Genomic DNA, 24,172 nt, shown 5'->3' on the forward strand with positions numbered 1-24,172 from the left:
GTGGGCGATTATTGTTGCATTTGCGGCAACGGAGTGACTTTGCCGCGACGGTTAGACGCAGAATCATTTCGTAATACTATTCTTCGCTGCTGAAGGGCTAATCGATTCAGTCCAATGGAAACGGAGAATTCACCCATGAGCACAACCCGTGCTTCACAACCCTCACCCTTGCTGCCCAGGCTGCTAGGCGTGCTCTTTCTGCTGATGGGCCTGGCCCTGGTGGCCGGTGGCATCAAGCTGATGGGCCTCGGCGGCTCGCTGTACTACCTGTTGGCCGGCATCGGCTTGCTGATCACCGCTGGTTTGCTGCTGGCCGTGCGGCGCGAGGCGCTGAGCGTATATGGCATCGTGTTGCTGCTGAGCACGCTGTGGTCAGTGATGGAGGTAGGCCTGGACTGGTGGCAACTGGTACCACGCCTGGCGCTCTGGTTCGTCCTTGGCCTGGTCTTGCTGTTGCCTTGGCTGCGCAGGCCGCTGACCCTCGGTCAGCCTTACCTGCTGGGCAATGGCGTGCTGGGTCTGGCGGTGGTAGTGGCCGGGCTGATGGCCTTGGCCAGCCAGTTCACCAGCCCCAATACCCTCGTCGGCCGCCTCGACCGGGAAACCGCAGGCACCACCAGTGCCGCACCGCAAATGCCTGAGGGGGACTGGCAATCCTATGGCCGCACTGAATTTGGCGACCGCTATTCGCCACTCAAGCAAATCACCCCGGAGAACGTCGGCAAGCTCAAGCTGGCCTGGACCTACCGCACCGGCGACATCCCCGGTCCCAATGACCCGGGCGAGACAACGGCGGAAAACACCCCGCTCAAGGTCAACGGCAAGCTCTACGTGTGCACCCCGCACAGTCAGGTGATCGCCCTGGACCCGGACAGCGGCAAGGAACTCTGGCGCTTCGACCCCAAGCTCAGCACCCAGAACGCCGCCAACTTCAAGGGTTGGGCGCACATGACCTGCCGCGGCGTGGCCTACTACGACACGGCCAGGTCGCAGGCCAGCCCGGTTGACGGGCAAGCCTGTGCCAAGCGCGTCTATGTGCCTACCGCCGACACCCGCCTGATCGCCCTGGATGCCGACACCGGCAAGCAGTGCGAAGGCTTTGGCGACAAGGGCCAGATCGACCTGACCCGCAATATCGGCAGCTTCGCCCCCGGTGGCTACTACTCCACCTCGCCGCCCACCGTGGCCGGTGGCCTGCTGGTGCTCGGCGGCCATGTCACCGACAACGTCTCCACCGACGAGCCGTCCGGTGTGGTGCGCGCCTACGACGCGATCACCGGCAAGCTGGTATGGAACTGGGACAGCGGCAAGCCCGACGCCACCACGCCAATCGCCGACGGCGAGTTCTACACCCGCAACTCGCCGAACGTGTGGTCGGTGATCAGCGCCGACGAAAAGCTTGGCCTGCTGTACCTGCCCATGGGCAACCAGATGCCCGACCAGTGGGGGGGCAACCGCACGCCGGAAGCCGAGAAGTTCAGTGCGGGCCTGGTGGCCCTGGACATCGCCACCGGCAAGGTGCGCTGGAACTACCAGTTCACCCACCACGACTTGTGGGACATGGACGTCGGCGGCCAGCCAAGCCTGATCGACATCAAGACTGCCGAAGGGGTGAAGCCTGCGGTCATGGCGTCGACCAAGCAGGGCAGCATCTACGTGCTCGACCGCAGCAATGGCCAGCCGCTGGTGCCGATTCACGAAACGCCAGTGCCACAAGGTGCGGTGGAAGGCGACCACACCTCGCCGACCCAGCCGATGTCCGAACTCAACTTCATGCCGCCGACCCTGCACGAGCGCGACATGTGGGGCGTGACGCCGTTCGACCAGATGCTCTGCCGCATCGACTTCCGTTCGCTGCGCTATGAAGGCATCTACACCCCGCCGTCGCTGCAGGGCTCGCTGGTGTATCCGGGCAACTTCGGGGTGTTCGACTGGGGTGGCATTGCCGTCGACCCGGTGCGCCAGATCGCCTTCGTCAACCCCAGCTACATGGCCTTCAAGTCACAGCTGGTGCCAGCGTCCAAGATTGCCGGGCAGCCGGCGCGCAAGAGCGAGACCGAAGGCATTCAGCCGAACAAGGGGGCGCCGTATGGTGTGATCATGAGCGCTTTCCTGTCGCCGATGGGGCTGCCGTGCCAGGCACCGTCCTGGGGCTACGTGGCGGCCGTGGACCTGACCACGCACAAGGTGATCTGGAAGCACAAGAACGGCACTGTGCGGGACAGCTCGCCAGTACCGATCCCGCTGACCATGGGCGTACCGAGCCTGGGCGGGGCCTTCACCACCGCCAGCGGCCTGGCGTTCCTCAGCGGCACCCTCGACCAGTACCTGCGTGCCTATGACGTACGCGACGGCAAGGTGCTCTGGGAAGGGCGGTTGCCGGCAGGGGCGCAGACCACACCGATGACCTACACCGGCAAGGACGGGCGCCAGTATGTGCTGGTGATGGCCGGCGGGCATGGCTCGCTGGGGACCAGGCAAGGGGACTATGTGATGGCGTTTGCCTTGCCGGAGTAACGCTTTTTTGCAGGAGCGGCCTTGTGTCGTGAGAGGGCCGCTTTATGCCGAACATCTGTCTGACTGGCATAATCCGGAAAGTTTTATACTCATCCGAGGCCTCGCCCTCGACCACGTAGACTGGCAAGTCCAGTCCCGGCACATGGCTACTGAGTGTGCCGTACCCCTCCTGTCGGCGTGGGCGAGGCCTCTTGTTTTGTATGCCTAAAACCAAGCGCATGCGCCACACACAACAGGCGTTACCGGCTTCCTGCAAAGCTTACCTGCCTGTCGATCATGCTGTTCCCAAACAGGAGCTGATTGCGACTGTGGCAGAGCGACTGTCGTCTCCCCTGCGCATTAGGGTTCAGTTCGAAGACCTCTAGGTTCGAAAGTATCAGATGCGCAGCTTATCTGCGCCGATGGCGGCTAATGCCAGCTCAAGCTCAGCACGTTGCAGATGCTGTTGATAGTGCGCCGCTAATTCAGCTTCCCATCCAGCCACTTCATCAATGATTGATTCTGCCTGGGTGTGAGATAGGCCATAGTGGCCAACCTGGCTCAGCAAATTGCGCCGCGACAGTTCCTTTCCGAAACTCCCGACGCCCATGGCGAGGCTGGTAGGTGCATCGCCTTCGGTGGTCGGCACCACGTCATACATGGGTGACAGCCGCCAACGGCCATTCAGGTAAAGCACGGCCACGTTGTTGGGATGGTCATCATCGTTGCCAACCAGAATGTTGAAACAGATACGCTTGAACAGCTCCTGGAGATCATTCAGCGGCACACCCCGGCGGCTCATTTCGTCTACGAGCAATCCATAGTGCCACTCGTGCGCCCAGCCCAGCGGGTTGTTCCAGTCACTGTCGAGTAATGTCAAACCGCTCAACATGGGGATGCGATAGAAATGTCCGTCGTCAGCGGGCACTCGGTCGAAGCGTTCGACCAGTAACGTGTTTACCCGACCACGGTGCAAGTGCACACGCGCCACGTTCATGTCATGCAGGCATGTTCAAGCGCCGGCACATCGTAGGCATCGTGGCGGTCCCTTGGCTTGGCCAGCAGCAGCCGGTCTTCATTGATCAGTGTGCATTTGGGGCGAGCACCGCCCAGTGACGAGCGCTGCTGCAGCGTTGCTTTTGTCGCGTTGTCGGTATCGCGTGGAAATCCACCTTGCACACCGTCTGCAAATTGAATAAAGGCTTCCAGTTGGGTGATCTTGCCCAGTCCAGCCTGGCCGATACCGGCAGGTGGCTTGCGGCCAGCGCCCGCCATGAGGTTCCCCGTACGGTCATGGTTTGGCGACTTCAGAATAAAACCAATGGCATCCTTTTGGTCACCGTGCTCTCGCGCAACCAGGTGCTCACCCCAGCCATCAGGGGCCGCATCCCGGATGAATCCAGGTATGCCCCGGTTCTTGGTGATGCGTTTGTACGGCTGCGTTCGAAGTGGGTAGCGCGCAGCATCAGGTATCCAACCCCCAGCTTCGACATGGGCTGGGTTGTAGACGAACTCGCCAACATTGTTCTCCACGCTCAACCGCCCGATAGTGGAAACCTCCAGCGAGTCTGGCATCTGCATGTAGAGGTAGATCACCGTCATCAGAAATCATCCTCGGTCACGTTCTTGAGGCGTACCCTGTGCTCAGTGGCGAAGGAGGCCGGCGAAGACATCGGCACGTCCTGGAATACCTCGTCGAGCAAGCCGAGGTGCCACAGCGCGATCATGTAGCTACGCATCTCCACAGTCGGCGTACCTGCTTCAATTTTGGCGAGCGTGGTGATGGACAAGCCGGATTGAACGGCGAGGTCTTTTTGGCGAATTTTTCGTTCAAGGCGTCTGGTTTTGGCCAGAAGCCCTATTTTCATTAGCCTATCGGCGCATGCCAAGGGAAAAACATTCATTTTAAGGCCTGCTATAACAGTGCTTATGAAATATAAAAACTACTATAGCAGGTCTTATCATTCAGGGAGGTATGTCCGGGCGTTATACATTACCCACTGCACACATCAGGAGACATGGTGAATGGCACCGGCTGTGCCGGTGTTCGCGGGCAAGCCCGCTCCCACAGGATCTCCGTTGTACTGGGATCTATAGGTACCTGCGGGAGCTGGCCTTGCCAGCGATGAGGACGGCGCAGATATCGCCAGGCTGTGAGCGATACGCAAATCCTGTGGGAGCGGGCTTGCCCGCGAACACCGGCACAGCCGGTGCCAGGCATCGAGTCGTTTGCCAGACGGCGTTAGCCCGCTTCCTGGAGTACCTGCGTAGCCCAGCTAGACCCCGTGTAGTCTGAGCGCCCGCTGAGCACACTCCCTTGCAGCCAATAAAAAAGGCTGCCATTCGGCAGCCTTCTCGATGCTCAGCCCGGACGATCAGTCCCAGCTCAGCGCACCACCAGTCTGATACTCGATCACGCGAGTCTCGAAGAAGTTCTTCTCCTTCTTCAAGTCCATGATCTCGCTCATCCATGGGAACGGGTTGGTAGTCCCTGGGTACTCTTCCTTCAGGCCAATCTGGGTCAGGCGACGGTTGGCGATGAACTTGAGGTAGTCCTCCATCATCGCGGCGTTCATGCCCAGCACGCCGCGTGGCATGGTGTCACGGGCGTATTCGATCTCCAGCTGGGTCCCTTGCAGGATCATCTGGGTCGCTTCTTCCTTCATCGCCGCGTCCCACAGGTGCGGGTTCTCGATCTTGATCTGGTTGATCACGTCGATACCGAAGTTCAGGTGCATCGACTCGTCACGCAGGATGTACTGGAACTGCTCGGCGACGCCGGTCATCTTGTTGCGGCGGCCCATCGACAGGATCTGGGTGAAGCCGCAGTAGAAGAAGATGCCTTCCAGTACGCAGTAGTAGGCGATCAGGTTGCGCAGCAGCTCTTTGTCGGTCTCGACGGTGCCGGTGTTGAATTCCGGGTCGGAGATGGCGCGGGTGTACTTCAGGCCCCAGGCGGCTTTCTTCGCGACCGACGGGATCTCGTGGTACATGTTGAAGATCTCGCCTTCATCCATGCCCAGCGACTCGATGCAGTACTGGTAGGCGTGGGTGTGGATCGCCTCTTCGAAAGCCTGGCGCAGGATGTACTGGCGGCACTCCGGGTTGGTGATCAGGCGGTACACGGCCAGGGCCAGGTTGTTGGCAACCAGCGAGTCGGCGGTGGAGAAGAAGCCGAGGTTGCGCATGACGATGCGGCGCTCGTCTTCGGTCAGGCCGTCCATGCTCTTCCACAGGGCGATGTCGGCGGTCATGTTGACCTCCTGCGGCATCCAGTGGTTGGCGCAGCCGTCGAGGTACTTCTGCCAGGCCCAGTCGTACTTGAACGGTACCAGCTGGTTGAGGTCGGCGCGGCAGTTGATCATGCGCTTTTCGTCAACGGCGACGCGGGCCGAGGAGCCTTCCAGCTCGGCCAGGCCTTCGGCGATGTCGAGGGCGTCCAGGGCGGCCTTGGCGCGCTTCACGGCGTCGGAGTCCGAGGCGGTGGCGGCACGGGCTTCCAGGGCGGCGGCACCGCCGGCGCTGTCGAGCTTGTCGAGGGTGGCGGCGGCAGTGGCCTGCGCAGGGGTGTTGCCTTTGGCGGCGACTTCGCCGTCTTCTTTATCGAATTCGTCCCAGCTCAGCATGGTGAGATTCTCCTGCTTGAGGGCCATCTATGGAGTATGGCCGGTGGATCTTGGTTGCGGTGCGGTGCACGCAAATCTGGAATGCCCGGGGAGGGCTGGCCGGGGCTTTGCAGTCACGGCTTATTGTGTCTGGCTGTGGAGAGGCGGCGGGGAGTGCCGGCCTCATCGCGGGTAAACCCGCGCCCACAGGGTCCGCAGCGATGCGGATAACGCGTCGAGGCTTCCCGAAGGAAGCCTCGGCCTGGCCTTACTGGCAGGCTTCGCAGTCAGGCTCGTCGATCGCGCAGGCCTTCGGCACTGGCGCTGGGCCCGCTGCCTGGACCGGGGCGCTGTCGCCACCGCTGGAAACGGCGTTGAGCTTGCCGGTGTTGATGGTCGACTTCTCGGTGCTGGTCGCGGCCAGGGCACGGAGGTAGTAAGTGGTCTTCAGGCCACGGTACCAGGCCATGCGGTAGGTCACGTCCAGCTTCTTGCCCGAGGCGCCGGCGATGTACAGGTTCAGCGACTGGGCCTGGTCGATCCACTTCTGGCGACGCGAGGCGGCGTCGACGATCCACTTGGTCTCGACTTCGAACGCGGTGGCGTACAGGTCCTTCAGCTCTTGCGGGATACGCTCGATCTGCTGCACCGAACCGTCGTAGTACTTCAGGTCGTTGATCATCACCGAGTCCCACAGGCCGCGAGCCTTCAGGTCACGGACCAGGTATGGGTTGATCACGGTGAATTCGCCTGACAGGTTCGATTTCACGTACAGGTTCTGGTAGGTCGGCTCGATCGACTGCGACACGCCGGTGATGTTGGCGATGGTCGCGGTTGGCGCGATGGCCATGATGTTCGAGTTACGAATGCCTTTCTGCACGCGGGCACGGACCGGCGCCCAGTCCAGCGACTCTTCCAGGTTGACGTCGATGTACTTCTGGCCACGGGCTTCGATCAGGATCTGTTGCGAATCCAGCGGCAGGATGCCCTTGGACCACAGCGAACCCTGGAACGTCTCGTAGGCGCCACGTTCGTCGGCCAGGTCGCAGGAAGCCTGGATCGCGTAGTAGCTGACCGCTTCCATCGACTTGTCGGCGAACTCGACGGCAGCGTCGGAGCCGTACGGGATGTGCTGCAGGTACAGCGCGTCCTGGAAGCCCATGATGCCGAGGCCGACCGGGCGGTGCTTGAAGTTCGAGTTACGCGCTTGCGGCACCGAGTAGTAGTTGATGTCGATCACGTTGTCGAGCATGCGCACGGCGGTGTTCACGGTGCGTTGCAGCTTGGCGGTGTCCAGCTTGCCGTCGACGATGTGGTTCGGCAGGTTGATCGAGCCCAGGTTGCAGACCGCGATCTCGTCCTTGTTGGTGTTCAGGGTGATCTCGGTGCACAGGTTCGAGCTGTGGACCACGCCCACGTGCTGCTGCGGCGAACGCAGGTTGCACGGGTCCTTGAAGGTCAGCCACGGGTGGCCGGTCTCGAACAGCATCGACAGCATCTTGCGCCACAGGTCTTTGGCCTGGATGGTCTTGAACACCTTGATCTTGTTGTACTCGGTCAGGGCTTCGTAGTACTCGTAGCGCTCTTCGAAGGCCTTGCCGGTCAGGTCGTGCAGATCAGGCACTTCCGATGGCGAGAACAGGGTCCACTTGCCGTCATCGAAGACGCGCTTCATGAACAGGTCAGGGATCCAGTTGGCGGTGTTCATGTCGTGGGTACGACGGCGGTCATCACCGGTGTTCTTGCGCAGCTCGATGAATTCTTCGATGTCCAGGTGCCAGGTTTCCAGGTAGGCACACACGGCGCCTTTGCGCTTGCCACCCTGGTTGACGGCTACGGCGGTGTCGTTGACCACTTTCAGGAACGGCACGACGCCCTGGGATTTGCCATTGGTGCCCTTGATGTAGGAGCCCAGTGCACGCACAGGGGTCCAGTCGTTGCCCAGGCCACCAGCGAATTTCGACAGCATGGCGTTGTCGTGGATCGCGTGGTAGATGCCCGACAGGTCGTCCGGCACGGTGGTCAGGTAGCAGCTCGACAGCTGTGGACGCAGGGTACCGGCGTTGAACAGGGTCGGCGTCGAAGCCATGTAGTCGAACGACGAGAGCAGGTTGTAGAACTCGATCGCACGGGCTTCTTTATCTTTCTCTTCCAGCGCCAGGCCCATGGCCACACGCATGAAGAACACCTGTGGCAGCTCGAAGCGCACGCCATCCTTGTGGATGAAGTAGCGGTCGTACAAGGTCTGCAGGCCCAGATAGGTGAACTGCTGGTCGCGCTCGTGGTTGATCGCCTTGCCCAGTTTTTCCAGGTCGAAGTCGGCCAGGGCCGGGTTCAGCAGTTCGAACTCGATACCTTTGGCGACATAGGCTGGCAGGGCCTTGGCGTACAGGTCGGCCATCTCGTGGTGGGTGGCGCTGTCGGCAACGTTGAGGAAGCCCAGGCCTTCGGCACGCAGGGTGTCCATCAGCAGGCGGGCGGTGACGAACGAGTAGTTCGGCTCACGCTCGACCAGGGTACGGGCGGTCATCACCAGGGCGGTGTTGACGTCCTTGATGGCTACGCCGTCGTACAGGTTCTTCAGGGTTTCGCGCTGGATCAGGTCGCCATCGACTTCGGCCAGGCCTTCGCAGGCTTCGCTGATGATGGTGTTCAGGCGCGCCATGTCCAGCGGCGCCAGGCTGCCGTCGGCCAGGGTGATGCGGATGCTTGGGTGCGGCTCGACCACGGCCTCGGCGTTGCTGCGGGTCGCGCGCTCCTTGGCGCGCTGGTCGCGGTAGATCACGTAGTCACGGGCGACCTTCTGCTCGCCGGCACGCATCAGGGCCAGTTCGACCTGGTCCTGGATTTCTTCGATGTGGATGGTGCCACCCGATGGCATGCGACGCTTGAACGTGGCGGTGACCTGCTCGGTCAGGCGCGCAACGGTGTCGTGAATGCGCGACGAGGCAGCGGCGGTGCCGCCTTCAACTGCGAGGAACGCCTTGGTGATGGCCACGGTGATCTTGTCGTCGGTGTAGGGAACGACAGTGCCGTTGCGCTTGATCACGCGCAGTTGGCCCGGAGCGGTGGCGGCCAGATCCTGATTGGAATCGGCGGCCTGCGGCGCCAAAGCCTGCGGGTTCTCGCGAGTTGTGTCGGTTTGCATGGGTGGGTGTCTCCACAATTTCTATAGTGTTCAGGCGCTTTTTCGGCGCCCACCGTTCCGTCCACTTGCTCGATGGCCTTGGCGAGGATGCGTCATGCACGCGCATCCACCCGCTCGGGCGTACCGACTTCGGGACAGATCAGGAATAAGGGGCAATAACCTGCCGCTCCCTGGCCGAAGTCAAATGCTCACCGGGATGACCCCGAAAGCTGTTGCTCTCAAATGCTTCCGCTGGAGCGGTTTGGCTTATGAAACCACGTAAAGTTCTGCCAGAAATATCGCTTGAATTTCTGCGCTGACTGGTGTTGGTGACGAAAGGTCAACCCCAACATCTAGTGGTTCGTTGCGATAGGGATACAAGATAATGCGGTCTTAGGGGCTTTGCAAGGCAATCGCCTGTGGATAAGTTGTGCGTACTTTGTGAGTGAATAGTGGGTATTCCCTGTAGGCCTTGTACCAAGAGGTTTGCACTATTTTTCAGAGGGCTGCTGGCCGCAACCAGAATTTTTCGGGCGCGCACCCTACCACAAAAAACGGTTCAGTCGAGGCTACCGGCGGGCAGGTTGGCAGTACTGGCGGGCGGCACGTAGTATCCGGGGGTGATGTTGCCTTTTGGTTAAAGGCCGGTACCGACAGAAAAACAATAATCCAAAGGCAGGGGCCATGGACCAACCCAGCAATCGCATCCTCATCGTCGAAGACGACCAGCGCCTGGCCGAACTCACCGCCGAATACCTGCAGGCCAACGGCTACGAGGTCGCCGTCGAGGGCGATGGCGCCCGCGCTGCGCGCCGCATCGTCGACAGCCAGCCGGACCTGGTGATCCTCGACCTGATGCTGCCCGGCGAAGACGGGCTGAGCATCTGCCGTCGCGTGCGTGGCCAGTACCCCGGCCCGATCCTGATGCTGACGGCCCGCAGCGACGAACTCGATCAGGTCCAGGGGCTGGACCTGGGGGCCGACGACTACGTGTGCAAGCCGGTGCGTCCGCGTTTGCTGCTGGCGCGGATCCAGGCCCTGCTGCGGCGCAGTGAAAGCCCAGAGTCCAAGCGCCATGACCTGGCCTTCGGTGCGTTGCGCATCGACAATCGCCTGCGCGAGGCCTGGCTCGGCGCGCAGCAGATCGACCTCACCGGCGCTGAATTCGACCTGCTCTGGCTGCTGGCCAGCAACGCCGGGCGAGTGCTGTCGCGTGAGCAGATCTTCACCGCCTTGCGCGGGGTCGGCTACGACGGCCAGGACCGTTCCATCGACGTGCGCATTTCCAGGATTCGCCCCAAGATCGGCGACGACCCGATCCACCCGCGGCTGATCAAGACGCTGCGCAGCAAGGGCTACCTGTTCGTCGGCGATGCCCCATGAACCGCTCGATATTCCTGCGCATCTACGGCGGCATGCTCGCGGTGCTGGTGCTGGTGGCGCTGCTCGGCGCGCTCAGCCTGCACTGGGTCAACGAAGTGCGCGCGGCCCAGCACCGCGAACGCCTGGCCCAGGGCACGTTCAGCCTGATGGCCGACAACCTGGCGCAGCAGAACGAAACCGAGCGCAAGCGCTCGCTGTTGATGTGGGAGCGCTTGCTGGGCGTGCCGCTGGCGCTGCAGCCGATGTCGGCGCGTACCCTCGATGGCGGCCAGCGCGCTCGCCTGAACCGTGGCCTGGTGGTGGTGGAGAAGACCGGGCCACACGCCGCCCAGGTGCTGCGCAAGGTCGGCCAGGAGGACCTGATGCTGGTGGCTCAGGTCAAGCAGGTCAGCGAGCAGCTGGCGCGTGCCACGCTTTATCTGTTGGCCGATGAGCTGGTGCGCTACCCGGTGACCGAGCAGCAGCAGCGCCTGGCGGACATCACCCGGAGCAAGGGCTTCGGCTTTGGCGTCGCCCTGCAGCGCATCGAGCGGGTCGGCCTGGACGACGACCAGCGGCGCCGGGTGGAGGAGGGGGATACAGTGATGGCGCTGGGTCGCGATGGTGACTCCATCCGTGTGTTCGCCGGCCTGCCAGGTTCGCCGTTGGTGCTGGAGATCGGTCCGCTCTATCAACTCAACCCTTATCCACCGCAGCTGCTGATCCTGATTGCCTTTCTTGGCCTCTGCCTCATCGGCCTGGTGGTGTACCTGCTGGTGCGCCAGCTGGAGCGGCGCGTGTCAGGCATGGAAATCGCTGCCACGCGTATCGCCCAAGGCAGCCTGGACACCCGCGTGCCGGCCGGTGATGCCGATTCGGTGGGGCGCCTGGCTGCGGCATTCAATGGCATGGCCGAGCACCTGCAACGTTCGCTGAACATGCAACGCGAACTGGTGCGTGCGGTGTCGCATGAACTGCGCACCCCGGTGGCACGCCTGCGCTTTGGCCTGGAGATGATCGAAAGTGCGCCCACCGAGCAGGCCCGCGCCAAGCACCTGGCCGGCATGGATGGCGATATCCAGGACCTGGACCAGCTGGTCGACGAGATGCTCACCTATGCGCGGCTGGAGCAGGGCGCCCCGGCGCTGAAGTTCCAGCGGGTCGAACTGGATGCCTTGCTCGACCGGGTGATCGAAGAACTGGCGCCGCTCAACAGCAAGGTCCGTTTGCTGCGCGGGGCGTGCCTGGCCAGCGACGGCTGCTGGGTCGAGGCCGAACCGCGCTACCTGCATCGTGCGCTGCAGAATCTGGTGAGCAATGCCTTGCGTCACGCCAGCAGTGAAGTGCGCCTGAGCTACCAGTTGGGGCAGCAGCGTTGCCGCATCGATGTCGAAGACGATGGCCCGGGGATCCCCGAGGGGGTGTGGGATCGCATCTTCACCCCCTTCACCCGGCTCGATGACAGTCGCACCCGCGCTTCCGGAGGGCATGGCCTGGGCCTGTCGATCGTGCGACGGATCATCTACTGGCACGCAGGCCGGGCCACGGTGGGGCGCAGCGAGGCGCTGGGCGGGGCCTGCTTCAGCCTCAGCTGGCCGCGTGAACAGGCTCCGCAGTAAGGCTCAGACGCTGATCAGGCTGAGCAGGTGGCCGTCCTGCAGGCAGAACTGGCCTTCGACTTCGGCGCCGTGTCGCCACTGCGGCGACAGGTCAGTGAGCAGGCGTAGACGCGCCAGGCCATCGGCGGACCACGCCAGCACTTCGGCATGCTCGAAATAGAAGCGCTGCCGGGTGAGCGGGTAGAGGGCCTTGAACAGGCTTTCCTTGAACGAGAAGGTCAGGGTGACCGTGAGGCCCAGCTGGCCAGGGGCCAGCCGTTCGCGTTCGGCGGGCGTCAGGATCTCGCCCATGAGCCGCTCGGCGCGCTCGTCTTCCAGCAGCGCTTCCTGGTCCAGGCCGAGGCTACGGCAGGTGCCCTCGGCAGCGACCACCGCAGCGGCCCAGCCTTTGCCGTGAGTGATCGAGCCGTGGATACCCGTGGGCCAGATCGGCGAGCGGTCCTCATGGCTGCCGGGCACGTAGTCGCGGCCATCCAGGCGCTGCAGTGCAGCGCGGGCGCAAACGCGGCCGGCCAGGTACTCGGCCTGGCGCTTGGCCACCGAACGCCGCAGGCTGGCACTGGGCACGATGCCGGCGCGCTGGAAGTCATCGGCGGCCAGGTGGGCGGGGTCGAAGGCACAGCTGACCAGCACTGCGCCGGGCAGTGGGCGGGGCAGGGGCCAGTGATGCTGGAGCGGGGCGCAGCAGGCGGGGAGTGTGTTCATGACCGGTATTGTGCCAGTCGTGAGTCGCATGTGGGAGATGGGGCCGCAAAGCGGCCCCTGCCATCTTTACTTGAACACTTGCTTGAAGAACGCCTGCATGTCCGCCCAGGAGCTCTTGTCCGCCGCCTCGTTGTAGCCAATGTCGGGCCCGCCATGATCACCATGGCTCAGTCGGTCCGCATCCGGGTTGGTGAAGCCATGCTTGGCGCCGGGAATGCTGACGAACTGGTAGTTGACCTTGGCCGCGTCCATCTCCTTCCTGAAGGCATCCACTTGTTGCGGGGTGACCATGCTGTCCGCCGCGCCGTGCTCGACCAGCACGTAGGCCCGCACCTTGCCAGGCTCGGTGACTGGTGTCTGGGTGGCCAGCGCGCCGTGGAAACTCACCACGGCATCCAGGTGTTCACCCCGGCGTGCGGCATCCAGCACCACCTTGCCGCCGAAGCAGTAACCCACCGCGCCGAGCTTGTGCTTGTCGGTGTAGGGCTGTTTCTTCAGCATTTCCAACCCAGCGTCAAAGCGCGTGGCCGATACCGCCGGGTCCTTCATCGCCTCGGCCATGAACGCCTGGGCATCCTGTGGGTGCTCGGTGTGCTTGCCTTCGCCATACATGTCGATGGCCAACGCGCTGTAGCCCAACGCGGCGAGGTCACGGGCACGGCGTTTGGCGTAGTCGTTCAGCCCCCACCACTCGTGCACCACCAGCACGCCCGGGCGTTCGCCCTTGACGGCGTCGTCGTAGGCGTAATAGCCGATCAACGCGGTGCCGTCTTTATCTTGGTAACGGATCTCGCGGGTCTGCACTGCCGCTTGGGCGAAGACGGCGCTGCACATCAGAATCAGGGCCAGCAGGGCACGCATGTTGACTACTCCTTGTTTGCACACGAATCGTTCAGCCGCGGTTCAGTCAGGGTTCAGCCGCGGTTCAGGGCACCCTGCTTACTCTAGCTTCCAGACCGCAACAGCGCATTCAACTGGAGTAAGAAGTCATGAAAACCTTCAACACCCTGCTCGCTGCCATGGCCGTGTGCGCCGCTGGCATGACCACTGCCCAGGCCGCCGATGACACCTTCGCCAGCCTCACCTACGGCCAGACCAGCGACAAAGTACGCAAGTCCGGGCTGCTGCAGAGCAACACCGACCACCTGAACGCCGACGGCATCATTGGCAAGGACGATACCTGGGGTGTGCGCCTGGGCAAGATCAATGACCAGGCCCGCTACTACATGACCTATGACAACGTTTCCGGTGACCATAGCGGCTACAAGCTGCGCCAGGAAAACCTGCTCGGCAGCTACGACCTGCTGCTGCCGGTGGGGGACACAACCAAGCTGTTCGGCGGTGGCAGCCTGGGCGTGACCAAGCTGACTCAGGATTCGCCGGGGGCAAGCCGGGATACCGACTACGGTTATGCTGTCGGCTTGCAGGCCGGCGTGATCCAGGAAATCACCGACAAGGCTTCGATGGAGCTGGGGTATCGCTACCTGCGCACCAACGCTGCTACAGAAGTGGGCGCCAGTGGCGGGCCGAAGGACGGCACCTTGCGTCTGACCAGCAGTGCTCAGACGTATCTGGCTGCAACCTACAAGTTCTGACCGGCGAGCCGGGTTATCCTGTACCGGCCTCTTCGCGGGGAAACCCTCTCCCACAGGGATCGCACAGCTTTCACAACCTGTGCAGTCCCCGCGAAAAGGCCGTTACAGGCAGTACATTAATGAGGAGCGTTGAATGAAACTGCTGGTGGTCGAGGACGAAGCCCTGCTGCGGCACCACCTCCATACGCGTCTGGGTGAAAGCGGCCATGTGGTCGAAGCCGTGGCCAATGCCGAAGAGGCGCTGTACCAGGCCGAACACTTTCACTTCGACCTGGCCATCGTCGACCTTGGCCTGCCGGGCATCAGCGGGCTTGAACTGATCGGCCGCCTGCGCAGCCAGGGCAAGGCCTTCCCCATCCTTATTCTCACCGCCCGTGGCAACTGGCAGGACAAGGTCGAAGGCCTGGCTGCCGGTGCCGATGACTATCTGGTCAAGCCGTTCCAGTTCGAAGAACTCGAGGCACGCCTGAACGCCTTGCTGCGCCGTTCCAGCGGGTTCACCCAATCGACCATCGCCGCCGGGCCCCTGGTGCTTGACCTCAACCGCAAGCAGGCGACCCTGGATGAACAGCCGCTGGCACTGACGGCCTATGAGTACCGCATCCTCGAGTACCTCATGCGACATCACCAGCAGGTGGTGGCCAAGGACCGTCTGATGGAGCAGCTCTATCCCGGCGACGAGGAGCGCGACCCGAACGTGATCGAGGTGCTGGTCGGCCGCCTGCGCCGCAAACTCGAGGGCGAGAACGGTTTCAAGCCGATCGACACGGTGCGCGGCCTGGGCTACCTGTTCACCGAGCGCTGCCGATGATCCGCTCGCTGCGGGTACGCCTGATGCTGGCGGCCGCGGTGCTGGCGCTGCTGTTCATGCTGGCCTTGTTGCCAGCCTTGCAGAAGGCTTTCAGCCTGGCCCTGCAGGAGTCGATCGAGCAGCGCCTGGCTTCGGACGTGACCACGCTGATTTCCGCAGCGCGCATCGAGCATGGCCAGTTGCAGATGCCAGACCTGCTCCCGGATGAACGCTACAACCTGCCCTATACCGGCCTGCTCGGCTATATCTTCGACCGTGACGGCAACCTGGTCTGGCGCTCGCGTGCCACCAGCGACCGCCATATCAACTACCGCCCGCGCTACGACGGGCGCGGCAACGAGTTTGCCCGCATCCGCCAGGACGATGGCGAAGAGTTCTTCGTCTATGACGTCGAGATCAAGCTGCTCGGTGGCCAGAGCGCGGCCTACAGCATCGTGGCGCTGCAACCGGTGAGTGAATACCGGGCCACGCTCGATGGCCTGCGCGAAAAACTCTACCTGGGCTTTGGCGCGGCCTTGCTGGTCTTGCTGGCGCTGCTCTGGGCCGGCCTGACCTGGGGGTTGCGTTCGTTGCGCCGGTTGAGTATCGAGCTGGATGAAGTGGAGTCTGGCGCACGTGATGGCCTCAGTGGTGAGCACCCACGGGAACTGCTGCGCCTGACCCGCTCGCTGAACCGCCTGCTGAGCAGCGAACGCGAGCAGCGCACCCGTTACCGCGATTCATTGGGCGATCTGGCCCACAGCCTGAAGACCCCGCTGGCGGTGTTGCAGGGGGTGGGCGAGAGCATGCAGCAGCGTGCCGGCGAGCGCGAACAGGCGCGGGTGCTGCAGAGCCAGATCGAGCGCATGAGCCAGCAGATCGATTACCAGCTGCAGCGCGCCAGCCTGCGCAAGAGCGGCCTGGTGCGCCACAACGTGCTGTTGCGGCCGGTGCTGGAGAGCTTGTGCAGCACCTTGGCCAAGGTCTATCGCGACAAGCGCGTCGAGGTCGAGCTGGATATACCGGCACAGTCGCACGTGCCGATGGAGCAGGGGGCCTTGCTGGAACTGCTGGGCAATCTGCTGGAGAACGCCTACCGGCTCAGCCTGGGGCGCGTGCGGGTGAGCCTGCAGGAGGCACCTAGCACGCTGAGGGTGTGCATCGAGGACGATGGCCCCGGGGTGCCGGCCGACCAGCGTGAGAGGATTCTCGAGCGCGGTGAACGGCTGGACCGGCAGCACCCGGGGCAGGGTATTGGTCTGGCGGTGGTCAAGGACATCGTCGACAGCTATGGCGCCGGGCTGACCCTTGATGAATCCGCGTTGGGCGGGGCCGTCTTCTGCATCACCTTCCATCTGGATTGATGCCACTCCGGGCGGGCGGATTCCCGCCATATCCCTTGTACATTTCCCGCCATCGGGCGGAAATCCGCCACCATTGCTCGGAAGAATCGCCCCGTCGTTGGGCATTTACAGCCCGTAAACAGTAGCGCTGCACCCAAGATGGGCATTTTGGCATCGCCCTTGCTATCTCACTTGGCAGAGGCCTGCCCAGGCAGCTCGAACACAACGACAAATCCCTCCAGGTGCAGGAGGGTTAGCGATTCAGGTGCCCGAACACCCTGGGAAGGGTGACGCCGGCACACTTGAGGAAAATGAGCCATGACGACACGTCAGCCGCTGTACAAATCCCTGTATGTCCAGGTGTTGGTCGCCATCACCATCGGCATCCTGCTCGGCCACTTCTACCCCGAAACCGGCGTCGCCCTGAAGCCTTTGGGCGATGGTTTCGTCAAACTGATCAAGATGGTCATCGCGCCCATCATCTTCTGTACCGTGGTCAGCGGCATCGCCGGCATGCAGAGCATGAAGTCGGTCGGCAAGACCGGCGGCTACGCGCTGCTGTACTTCGAGATCGTCTCCACCATCGCCCTGATCATCGGCCTCGTGGTCGTCAACGTGGTCCAGCCGGGCGCTGGCATGCACATCGACGTCAGCACCCTGAACGCCAGCAGCGTGGCCGCCTACGCCGCCGCCGGCGCGCAGCAGACCACCGTCGGCTTCCTGCTCAACATCATCCCCAGCACCGTGGTGGGCGCCTTCGCCAACGGCGACATCCTGCAGGTGCTGATGTTCTCGGTGATCTTCGGCTTCGCCCTGCACCGCCTGGGCAGCTACGGCAAGCCAGTGCTGGACCTGATCGACCGCTTCGCCCACGTGATGTTCAACATCATCAACATGATCATGAAGCTGGCCCCGGTCGGTGCCTTCGGCGCCATGGCCTTCACCATCGGCCAGTACGGCGTGGGCTCGCTGGTGCAGCTGGGCTACCTGATGGCGTGCTTCTACATCACCTGCCTGCTGTTCGTGCTGCTGGTGCTGGGCGCTATCTGCCGCGCCCACGGCTTCAGCGTCCTCAAGCTGATCCGCTACATCCGTGAAGAGCTGATGATCGTGCTGGGTACTTCCTCCTCGGAATCGGCCCTGCCACGCATGCTGGCCAAGATGGAGCGCCTGGGTGCCAAGAAGTCGGTCGTCGGCCTGGTGATCCCGACTGGCTACTCGTTCAACCTCGACGGTACCTCGATCTACCTGACCATGGCTGCGGTGTTCATCGCCCAGGCCACCGACACCCACATGGACATCACCCACCAGATCACCCTGCTGCTGGTGCTGCTGGTGGCTTCCAAGGGGGCTGCCGGCGTGACCGGCTCGGGCTTCATCGTGCTGGCTGCCACCCTGTCGGCCGTTGGCCACCTGCCGGTTGCCGGCCTGGCGCTGATCCTCGGCATCGACCGCTTCATGTCCGAAGCCCGCGCACTGACCAACCTGATCGGCAACGCCGTGGCAACCGTGGTGGTGGCCAAGTGGGTCAAGGAGATGGACGACGACAAGTTGGCCTCCGAGCTGGCTTCCGGTGGCGCACCGCTGGAGTTGTCGGTGCCTACCGATGATTTGGGCGTGGCGGAAACCCCGGTACGCTGATCCTCAGGCGGTAAAAAAGAAGGCGACCCTCGGGTCGCCTTTCTTGTGCCTGGCTATTCGAGGCGGTTTTCACCGCTGTACACCAGAATCGCGCGGCAGCGCCGGCACAGGTAGCGGCGCCCCTGGCGCACCAGCTTGTGCCGCTGCGCGGTAAACGGGAAATCACTCTCCGGGCACGGGCAGCGGTAGATGTAGCGGGTCACCACGCGCCGCTGCACTGCATAATTGTGGCAACGGTTCGGCGGCAGTTCATACACCCCACGCATGATCAGCTGCCACTCCTCGCCATGGGCCTGGATGCGGTCACCGAACAGCTGATGGGCCACCAGGTGCGCCACTTCATGGGCCACGGTCTGGCGCAGGAAGTCGTCCTGGTTCTCGCGATACAGTTGCAGGTTGAAGCGCAGCAGGTTCTCGTGCAGGTGGGCGACGCCGGCTTTCTGGCCGCGTAGCTTGAAGCTGACTTCCGGGCGCGGGAAGGGGCGTTTGAAGAAGGCTTCGGCTTGCTGGTAACAGGTTTCGACGCGTTGTTTGAGCAGCTCGGGCATGGCGGGGTGGTTCTCCTGACCGGGCATTATGCCGCATGCCGGTCGCGCTTGCCGAGCCACCGGTCAGCAAGCAGCCATCGGTACAAAGACAAAGGCCGCCTTTGCGGCGGCCTCTGCTTGATGCCCTATGTTGGCTGGATCTGATCTAGTTGGTGTACACCGGCCCCACGCCCAAGCCCCAGATGATCACGGTTGCGGCCATGATCGCCACCAGCACTACAAGGCCCACGGCCAGTACTGAGCTTGAGAACAGGAAGCCTTCATCCGAAGGGATGTTCATGAACGTCGGCAAGCCGACATACAGCAGGTACACGGTGTAGCAAATGGCAGCGGTCCCCACCAGCATGCCCAACCACAAGTGCGGATAGAGCGCCGCCAGGCCGCCGAGGAACAGCGGAGTGGCGGTGTACGTGGCAAAGGCGATGCATTGCGCCATGGACGGGTTGGCGTCGTAGGTGCGGGCCATCCAGTGAATGAACGCACCCATCACCGCAACCCCGGCGAGCATCGCCAGGTAGGACATGATGCTCATCCAGATCGCGCTATCCATGGTCAGCATCACCGCCGGCCGGCCACCGATCACCCAGCCCACCTGGGTTGTGCCGATAAACGCCGAAATGGCGGGAATCGCCGCCAAAATGAGGGTATGGGTCAGGTACATGTGGCTGATGCTTTCTTCTTCGCCACGAATCTCCCGCCATTCCTGGTCGGGATGGGTAAACAGCCCCACAACGTGATGAATCATGCCGGTCACTCCTCTCAATGTTGCCAATCGCCCCCCACGTGGAGCGCAAGCGGCCCGAGGCCAAGGCACCGAAGCAGAACGGTAATGTGGCCTTATGTCGCAGTATAGGAAGTCAATCCCTGCACAAACCCCGCTTTTTAGAGCAAATTGCGCTGTCGCGGCCGTTGTTGATTACCTTGAAGTCTTTATCGGAATCCCTACAGGTGCGCGTGGTTTGTGCGTAAAATAGCCGGCTTTTGTCACACCTCGCGGATCCAAGCGCTATGGGCACCCTCTCGGTCAACCAGAACAAACTGCAAAAACGCCTGCGTCGTCTCGCTGGCGAAGCCATCACCGACTACAACATGATCGAAGATGGCGACAAGGTCATGGTCTGCCTGTCTGGCGGCAAGGACAGCTACACCATGCTCGACGTTCTGTTGCACCTGCAGAAGGTGGCACCGATCAAGTTCGAGATCGTCGCGGTGAACATGGACCAGAAGCAGCCAGGCTTCCCCGAGCATGTGCTGCCGGCGTACCTCAAGGAGTTGGGCGTCGAGTACCACATCGTCGAGAAGGACACCTACTCGGTGGTCAAGGAACTGGTCCCCGAGGGCAAGACCACCTGCTCGCTGTGCTCGCGCCTGCGCCGTGGCACGCTGTATACCTTCGCCGATGAGATCGGCGCGACCAAGATGGCCTTGGGGCACCACCGCGACGACATCGTCGAAACTTTCTTCCTCAATATGTTCTTCAACGGCGCGCTCAAGGGCATGCCGCCAAAGCTGCGTGCCGACGACGGCCGTAACGTGGTGATCCGCCCGCTGGCCTACTGCAGCGAGAAGGACATCCAGGCCTACTCCGACATGAAGCAATTCCCGATCATCCCGTGCAACCTCTGCGGCTCGCAAGAGAACCTGCAGCGCCAGGTGGTCAAGGACATGCTGGTGGAGTGGGAGCGCAAGCACCCGGGCCGGACCGAGAGCATCTTCCGCGCCCTGCAGAACGTGGCGCCGTCGCAGCTGGCCGACCGCAACCTGTTCGACTTCACCAGCCTGAAGATCGACGAAAACGCCACCCCGCGTTTCCTCGACGTGGTGAACCTCTGAAGCCATGCGCGATTACCAGTGGCTGCACGAGTATTGCCTGAACCGCTTCGGCTCGGCCAAGGCGCTGGAGGCATTTCTGCCGCAGCCGCGCACGCCCGCGCAGTTGCGCGACATCGCTGACGACCGCTACCTGTCGACCCTGGCCCTGCGTGTGTTTCGCGCCGGGCTCAAGCACAGCCTGGTGGATGCCAAGTGGCCAGCGTTCGAACAGGTGTTCTTCGGCTTCGACCCGGAGAAAGTCGTGCTGATGGGAGCCGAGCACCTGGAGCGCTTGATGCACGACGAACGCATCATCCGCCACCTGGGCAAGCTCAAGAGCGTGCCACGCAATGCGCAGATGATCCTCGATGTGGCAAAGGAGAAGGGCAGCTTCGGCGCGTTCATCGCCGACTGGCCTGAGACCGACATCGTCGGGCTGTGGAAGTACCTGGCCAAGCACGGCAACCAGTTGGGTGGGTTGTCGGCGCCGCGCTTCCTGCGCATGGTTGGCAAGGACACCTTCATCCCCACCGAAGACATGGCGGCGGCGTTGATTGCACAGAAGGTGATCGACAAGCAGCCGACCAGTCAGCGTGACCTGGCCCTGGTACAGCAAGCGTTCAATCAATGGCACGCAGAGAGCGGGCGACCGCTGTGCCAGTTGTCGGTGATGCTGGCGCATACCGTCAACCACTGAGTCCTGAACTGGCTGCTGCGCGGGTAAACCCGCGAAGCAGCTAGCGCCCTTCGCCCGCCATGCGCCGCTCGTACTGAAACTTCCAGCGCACATACAACAGCCCGGCCACGAACAGCCCCAGGCTCGCCAGCACTTCCACCCAGCCAAACAGCGCACGCGCCGGATCGAACGCTGCCAGCACGCCCTTGATGAAGTAGATGTTCACCACGAAGCAGGTCCAGGCATGCGCACGGGCACTGCCCATCAGCATGCCCGGCAGCAGCAACAGCAGCGGCACCAGTTCGATCGCCAGGATCACTTCGACCCGCGCACCATGCAGGTTGGCGAACCACAGGTTGTTGACCACCAGCAGCGCGATCAGGCCAAGGAAGAAGGCCAGGCTCAGCGCCCGTGTCAGGCGCAGGCGCGGCGCCAGCCACTCGAGCGGCGGCAACACCTTGGGCTTTCTAGCCACGTGCGGCCTCCAGGGCCTTGGCCGTGGTCGCCAGGCGTTGGCCAAGGGCACGGCACAAGGCGATCTCGTGGGGGTCCAGCTCACGCTTGCCGTCGGCGCCGGCGTGGTGGCTGGCGCCATAAGGCGTGCCGCCACCACGGGTCTCCAGCAGCGCCGACTCGCTGTACGGCAGGCCCATCACCAGCATGCCGTGGTGCATCAGTGGCAGCATCATCGACAGCAAGGTGGTTTCCTGGCCGCCGTGCAGGCTGGCGGTGGAGGTGAACACGCCGGCCGGCTTGCCGACCAGCTCGCCACCCAGCCACAGGCTGCTGGTGCCGTCGAGGAAGTACTTCAGCGGTGCGGCCATGTTGCCGAAGCGGGTCGGGCTGCCCAGCACCAGGCCAGCGCAGTGGCGCAGGTCGTCGAGGGTGGCGTACAGCGCGCCGCTGGCCGGGATGTCCGGGGCTACCGCTTCGCATTCGGTGGAAATCGCCGGCACCGTGCGCAGGCGTGCTTCCATGCCGGCCAGCTCGATGCCGCGGGCGATGTGCCGGGCCATCTCACTGGTCGAGCCGTGGCGGCTGTAATACAGCACCAGAATGTACGGCGCACTCACGGCAGGATCTCCAGGACCTTCTCCGGCGGGCGGCCGATCACGGCCTTGTCACCGGCGACCAGGATCGGGCGTTCGATCAGCTTGGGGTGGTTTACCATGGCGTCGATCAGCTGCGCGTCGCTCAGCGCCGGGTTTGCCAGATCAAGGGATCTGTATTCGTCTTCACCGCTGCGCAGCAGCTGGCGGGGGGCGATGCCCAGCTTGCCGAGCAGGGCCTTGAGGGTGGCGGCATCGGGCGGGGTTTCCAGGTAGCGCACGATGGTCGGTGCCAGGCCGCGTTGTTCAAGCAGTTCCAGCGCGCCGCGGGATTTCGAGCAGCGCGGGTTATGATAGAGCGTCAAGTCAGTCATGTCGGGTCGCATCCAGCTGGGTGTGGCAGCTATTCTAACCGCAGCGACTGACCTATTTGCTTGAAACTTCGAGAAGGATTGACCCATGGCAAGGCGTCTGGCAGCAGTACTGGCCATCACCGCGAGCCTTTTGCTCGGTGGTTGCGGTGCCGATTACGGCGTGGACCAAGATGGCAAGACGGTAAAGGCGGAGCAGATCGACGGGCACTGGGTAGTGCTCAACTACTGGGCCGAATGGTGTGGCCCGTGCCGTACCGAGGTACCTGAACTGAACCAGGCGGCCAAGCAGTGGGCTGCCGATGGCATCAAGGTGGTCGGGGTGAATTTCGATGGCCTGCAAGGGCCTGAGCTGAAGCAGGCAGCCGAGGCCTTGGGCATCGGCTTCACCGTGCTGGCCCAGGACCCGGCCGAGCGTTATGACCTGCCACGCAGCGAGGCGCTGCCGGTGACCTACATCATCGATGACAAGGGCAAGGTGCGTGAACAACTGATGGGCGAGCAGACCCTGGAAGGGCTGCAGGCCAAGATCAAGGCCCTGAAGGGCGCCTGATGGAGGAGGGGCCGCCAAGCGGCCCCAACGTTTTCAGCCTTCTTCGGGCCAGAAGCGCAGGGGTTTGCCTGCTTCAGGCCAGAAGCGCAACTGCTCGATAGGCGACACATCCCAGCGCTGCACCGTTTCCAGCGCCTGCAGGAAGCGCTTTTCCTGCTCCATCAACGCCGGGGCACACAGTTTGCGGGTCTTGCCGACCTTGCCGAAGCTCAGGTGCTCACCGTCCAGCGTGTACGGCGCAAACCAGTGGTTGCAACCGGCATTGCCGTAGGCGCGGCCATCACTGGCCAGGGTCAGGGTCAGGTGGCTGTAGTCGATCAGCGGACGTTCGCCAATCCACTCCAGCACGTAGCTGCGTTCCTGCTGCAGCTTGGAAGGTTCGGCAGCACAGCCGAGCAGGCCGGTGGCAATCAGCACGCCGGTCAGCAGATTCTTCACTCGGCGCTCTCCTGGCAACGCGGGCACAGGTGCTTGTCGCCACGGCTGGCCCAGCCCAGCTCGGCAACACGGGCGCTGGCAGCCGGCTGACGGGCCGCCTTGCCGAGTTTGGCGTCGACGGCGAACTCGAAGTCCAGCACCGCGTCGCAGCTGTCGCACTCGACCTTCCAGGTGAGGATTTCCAGCTCGTTGAACACCGGGCCGCTGGCCACGGCTACCCATTGGCCACGTGGGTTGATCAGGTGGCGCACGCTCTCGACGGTCAGGCGCATGGCCAGGTCCTTGCTGCCCTTGAGGGTCACGATCAGAACGTCGCCTTTGTGCATCGAGCCACCGTTGCCGGTCACCTGATAGCGGCCCGGAACCAGGGCGCGGCACTCGATCAGGGTGTGTTGCGGGTTGAAAAGGGTATAGCGGAAATCGTGCTCGACCATGGGTCCTC

24 protein-coding genes are annotated in these 24,172 nt (G+C 62.9%); 10 read left to right on the forward strand and 14 right to left on the reverse strand.

The annotated features are described in order from the left end of the window. Nucleotides 1-135 precede the first annotated feature (135 nt). Nucleotides 136-2,517 carry a glucose/quinate/shikimate family membrane-bound PQQ-dependent dehydrogenase gene (locus tag HU738_RS00090; protein WP_186602198.1) on the forward strand — a complete coding sequence of 794 codons (2,382 nt, stop codon included), beginning with the start codon at nt 136-138 and terminating at the stop codon, nt 2,515-2,517. 376 nt (nt 2,518-2,893) lie between these two features. Here HU738_RS00090 and HU738_RS25880 read toward each other — a convergent pair whose 3' ends face one another. The 5 genes from HU738_RS25880 to HU738_RS00110 all read right to left on the reverse strand — a co-directional run bounded on the left by HU738_RS25880 (nt 2,894) and on the right by HU738_RS00110 (nt 9,249). Then, the gene (locus HU738_RS25880; RefSeq protein ID WP_225923365.1) at nt 2,894-3,493 is read right to left on the reverse strand and encodes a type II toxin-antitoxin system HipA family toxin; all 600 of its coding nucleotides are present in this window, start codon (nt 3,491-3,493) and stop codon (nt 2,894-2,896) included. Continuing rightward, nucleotides 3,490-4,098 (reverse strand): HipA N-terminal domain-containing protein, encoded by a 609-nt coding sequence (locus HU738_RS25885; RefSeq protein ID WP_225923366.1) that lies wholly within the window; start codon nt 4,096-4,098, stop codon nt 3,490-3,492. The genes HU738_RS25880 and HU738_RS25885 overlap by 4 nt, the downstream gene beginning before the upstream one ends. Continuing rightward, nucleotides 4,098-4,400 (reverse strand): helix-turn-helix domain-containing protein, encoded by a 303-nt coding sequence (locus tag HU738_RS00100; protein WP_186602196.1) that lies wholly within the window; start codon nt 4,398-4,400, stop codon nt 4,098-4,100. Before HU738_RS00100 ends, HU738_RS25885 begins: the two co-directional genes overlap by 1 nt. Before the next feature lie 471 nt (nt 4,401-4,871). After that, entirely contained in the window at nt 4,872-6,122 is a 1,251-nt protein-coding gene (locus HU738_RS00105) for a ribonucleotide-diphosphate reductase subunit beta (protein ID WP_054885584.1), read from the reverse strand. Nucleotides 6,123-6,369: 247 nt separating this feature from the next. Beyond that, the gene (locus tag HU738_RS00110; RefSeq protein ID WP_186602194.1) at nt 6,370-9,249 is read right to left on the reverse strand and encodes a ribonucleoside-diphosphate reductase subunit alpha; all 2,880 of its coding nucleotides are present in this window, start codon (nt 9,247-9,249) and stop codon (nt 6,370-6,372) included. Between the two features lie 663 nt (nt 9,250-9,912). On the opposite strand from HU738_RS00110, the gene HU738_RS00115 reads away from it, so the two are divergent. Both HU738_RS00115 and HU738_RS00120 read left to right on the forward strand, forming a co-directional pair. Next, nucleotides 9,913-10,611 carry a response regulator gene (locus tag HU738_RS00115; protein WP_054885582.1) on the forward strand — a complete coding sequence of 233 codons (699 nt, stop codon included), beginning with the start codon at nt 9,913-9,915 and terminating at the stop codon, nt 10,609-10,611. Next, on the forward strand, nt 10,608-12,209 hold the full coding sequence (locus tag HU738_RS00120; protein WP_186602192.1) for an ATP-binding protein: 1,602 nt from the start codon (nt 10,608-10,610) through the stop codon (nt 12,207-12,209). Before HU738_RS00115 ends, HU738_RS00120 begins: the two co-directional genes overlap by 4 nt. A gap of 3 nt (nt 12,210-12,212) precedes the next feature. On the opposite strand, the gene HU738_RS00125 is transcribed toward HU738_RS00120, so the two are convergent. Together HU738_RS00125 and HU738_RS00130 are read right to left on the reverse strand one after the other, a co-directional pair. Further along, nucleotides 12,213-12,914: a 4'-phosphopantetheinyl transferase family protein gene (locus HU738_RS00125; protein ID WP_186602190.1), complete on the reverse strand. Its 702-nt coding sequence runs from the start codon at nt 12,912-12,914 to the stop codon at nt 12,213-12,215. 66 nt (nt 12,915-12,980) lie between these two features. Continuing rightward, nucleotides 12,981-13,775: a dienelactone hydrolase family protein gene (locus tag HU738_RS00130; protein ID WP_186602188.1), complete on the reverse strand. Its 795-nt coding sequence runs from the start codon at nt 13,773-13,775 to the stop codon at nt 12,981-12,983. A gap of 128 nt (nt 13,776-13,903) precedes the next feature. Here HU738_RS00130 and HU738_RS00135 point away from each other — a divergent pair, with 128 nt between their 5' ends. The 4 genes from HU738_RS00135 (at nt 13,904) to HU738_RS00150 (ending at nt 18,283) form a co-directional block, all read left to right on the forward strand. After that, nucleotides 13,904-14,509 (forward strand): outer membrane beta-barrel protein, encoded by a 606-nt coding sequence (locus HU738_RS00135; protein ID WP_176509482.1) that lies wholly within the window; start codon nt 13,904-13,906, stop codon nt 14,507-14,509. A gap of 133 nt (nt 14,510-14,642) precedes the next feature. Beyond that, nucleotides 14,643-15,320: a response regulator gene (locus HU738_RS00140; protein WP_186602186.1), complete on the forward strand. Its 678-nt coding sequence runs from the start codon at nt 14,643-14,645 to the stop codon at nt 15,318-15,320. Continuing rightward, nucleotides 15,317-16,663 carry an ATP-binding protein gene (locus HU738_RS00145; protein WP_186602184.1) on the forward strand — a complete coding sequence of 449 codons (1,347 nt, stop codon included), beginning with the start codon at nt 15,317-15,319 and terminating at the stop codon, nt 16,661-16,663. The genes HU738_RS00140 and HU738_RS00145 overlap by 4 nt, the downstream gene beginning before the upstream one ends. A gap of 297 nt (nt 16,664-16,960) precedes the next feature. Next, nucleotides 16,961-18,283 carry a dicarboxylate/amino acid:cation symporter gene (locus tag HU738_RS00150; RefSeq protein WP_176509479.1) on the forward strand — a complete coding sequence of 441 codons (1,323 nt, stop codon included), beginning with the start codon at nt 16,961-16,963 and terminating at the stop codon, nt 18,281-18,283. Nucleotides 18,284-18,336: 53 nt separating this feature from the next. Here the strand turns inward: HU738_RS00150 and HU738_RS00155 are convergent, their stop codons facing one another. Together HU738_RS00155 and HU738_RS00160 are read right to left on the reverse strand one after the other, a co-directional pair. Continuing rightward, nucleotides 18,337-18,831: a SprT family zinc-dependent metalloprotease gene (locus HU738_RS00155; RefSeq protein WP_186602182.1), complete on the reverse strand. Its 495-nt coding sequence runs from the start codon at nt 18,829-18,831 to the stop codon at nt 18,337-18,339. A 145-nt stretch (nt 18,832-18,976) separates the two neighbouring features. Beyond that, on the reverse strand, nt 18,977-19,576 hold the full coding sequence (locus HU738_RS00160; RefSeq protein ID WP_186602180.1) for a Yip1 family protein: 600 nt from the start codon (nt 19,574-19,576) through the stop codon (nt 18,977-18,979). A 263-nt stretch (nt 19,577-19,839) separates the two neighbouring features. Here HU738_RS00160 and ttcA point away from each other — a divergent pair, with 263 nt between their 5' ends. Both ttcA and HU738_RS00170 read left to right on the forward strand, forming a co-directional pair. Continuing rightward, on the forward strand, nt 19,840-20,664 hold the full coding sequence (gene ttcA, locus HU738_RS00165; protein ID WP_176509476.1) for a tRNA 2-thiocytidine(32) synthetase TtcA: 825 nt from the start codon (nt 19,840-19,842) through the stop codon (nt 20,662-20,664). Nucleotides 20,665-20,668: 4 nt separating this feature from the next. Further along, nucleotides 20,669-21,340 (forward strand): DNA-3-methyladenine glycosylase I, encoded by a 672-nt coding sequence (locus tag HU738_RS00170; protein WP_176509475.1) that lies wholly within the window; start codon nt 20,669-20,671, stop codon nt 21,338-21,340. 40 nt (nt 21,341-21,380) lie between these two features. On the opposite strand, the gene HU738_RS00175 is transcribed toward HU738_RS00170, so the two are convergent. Genes HU738_RS00175 through arsC form a run of 3 tightly spaced genes read right to left on the reverse strand, consistent with a single transcriptional unit; the run spans nt 21,381 to nt 22,742 of the window. Then, nucleotides 21,381-21,794 (reverse strand): DUF2069 domain-containing protein, encoded by a 414-nt coding sequence (locus tag HU738_RS00175; RefSeq protein WP_176509474.1) that lies wholly within the window; start codon nt 21,792-21,794, stop codon nt 21,381-21,383. Continuing rightward, nucleotides 21,787-22,392, reverse strand: coding sequence for an NAD(P)H:quinone oxidoreductase (gene wrbA, locus HU738_RS00180; protein WP_054885569.1), 606 nt, complete (start codon nt 22,390-22,392; stop codon nt 21,787-21,789). The genes HU738_RS00175 and wrbA overlap by 8 nt, the downstream gene beginning before the upstream one ends. Further along, nucleotides 22,389-22,742, reverse strand: coding sequence for an arsenate reductase (glutaredoxin) (gene arsC / locus HU738_RS00185; RefSeq protein ID WP_176509473.1), 354 nt, complete (start codon nt 22,740-22,742; stop codon nt 22,389-22,391). The genes wrbA and arsC overlap by 4 nt, the downstream gene beginning before the upstream one ends. Nucleotides 22,743-22,827: 85 nt before the next feature. On the opposite strand from arsC, the gene HU738_RS00190 reads away from it, so the two are divergent. Beyond that, nucleotides 22,828-23,292, forward strand: a complete 465-nt coding sequence (locus HU738_RS00190) for a TlpA disulfide reductase family protein (RefSeq protein ID WP_054885567.1) — start codon at nt 22,828-22,830, stop codon at nt 23,290-23,292. A gap of 33 nt (nt 23,293-23,325) precedes the next feature. Here the strand turns inward: HU738_RS00190 and HU738_RS00195 are convergent, their stop codons facing one another. Further along, nucleotides 23,326-23,730, reverse strand: coding sequence for an META domain-containing protein (locus HU738_RS00195; RefSeq protein WP_176509472.1), 405 nt, complete (start codon nt 23,728-23,730; stop codon nt 23,326-23,328). Next, nucleotides 23,727-24,164: a hypothetical protein gene (locus tag HU738_RS00200; RefSeq protein ID WP_054885565.1), complete on the reverse strand. Its 438-nt coding sequence runs from the start codon at nt 24,162-24,164 to the stop codon at nt 23,727-23,729. The genes HU738_RS00195 and HU738_RS00200 overlap by 4 nt, the downstream gene beginning before the upstream one ends. Nucleotides 24,165-24,172: the final 8 nt, after the last annotated feature.

Origin of the sequence: Pseudomonas vlassakiae, assembly GCF_014269035.2 — a bacterium.
GTDB lineage: Bacteria > Pseudomonadota > Gammaproteobacteria > Pseudomonadales > Pseudomonadaceae > Aquipseudomonas > Aquipseudomonas vlassakiae.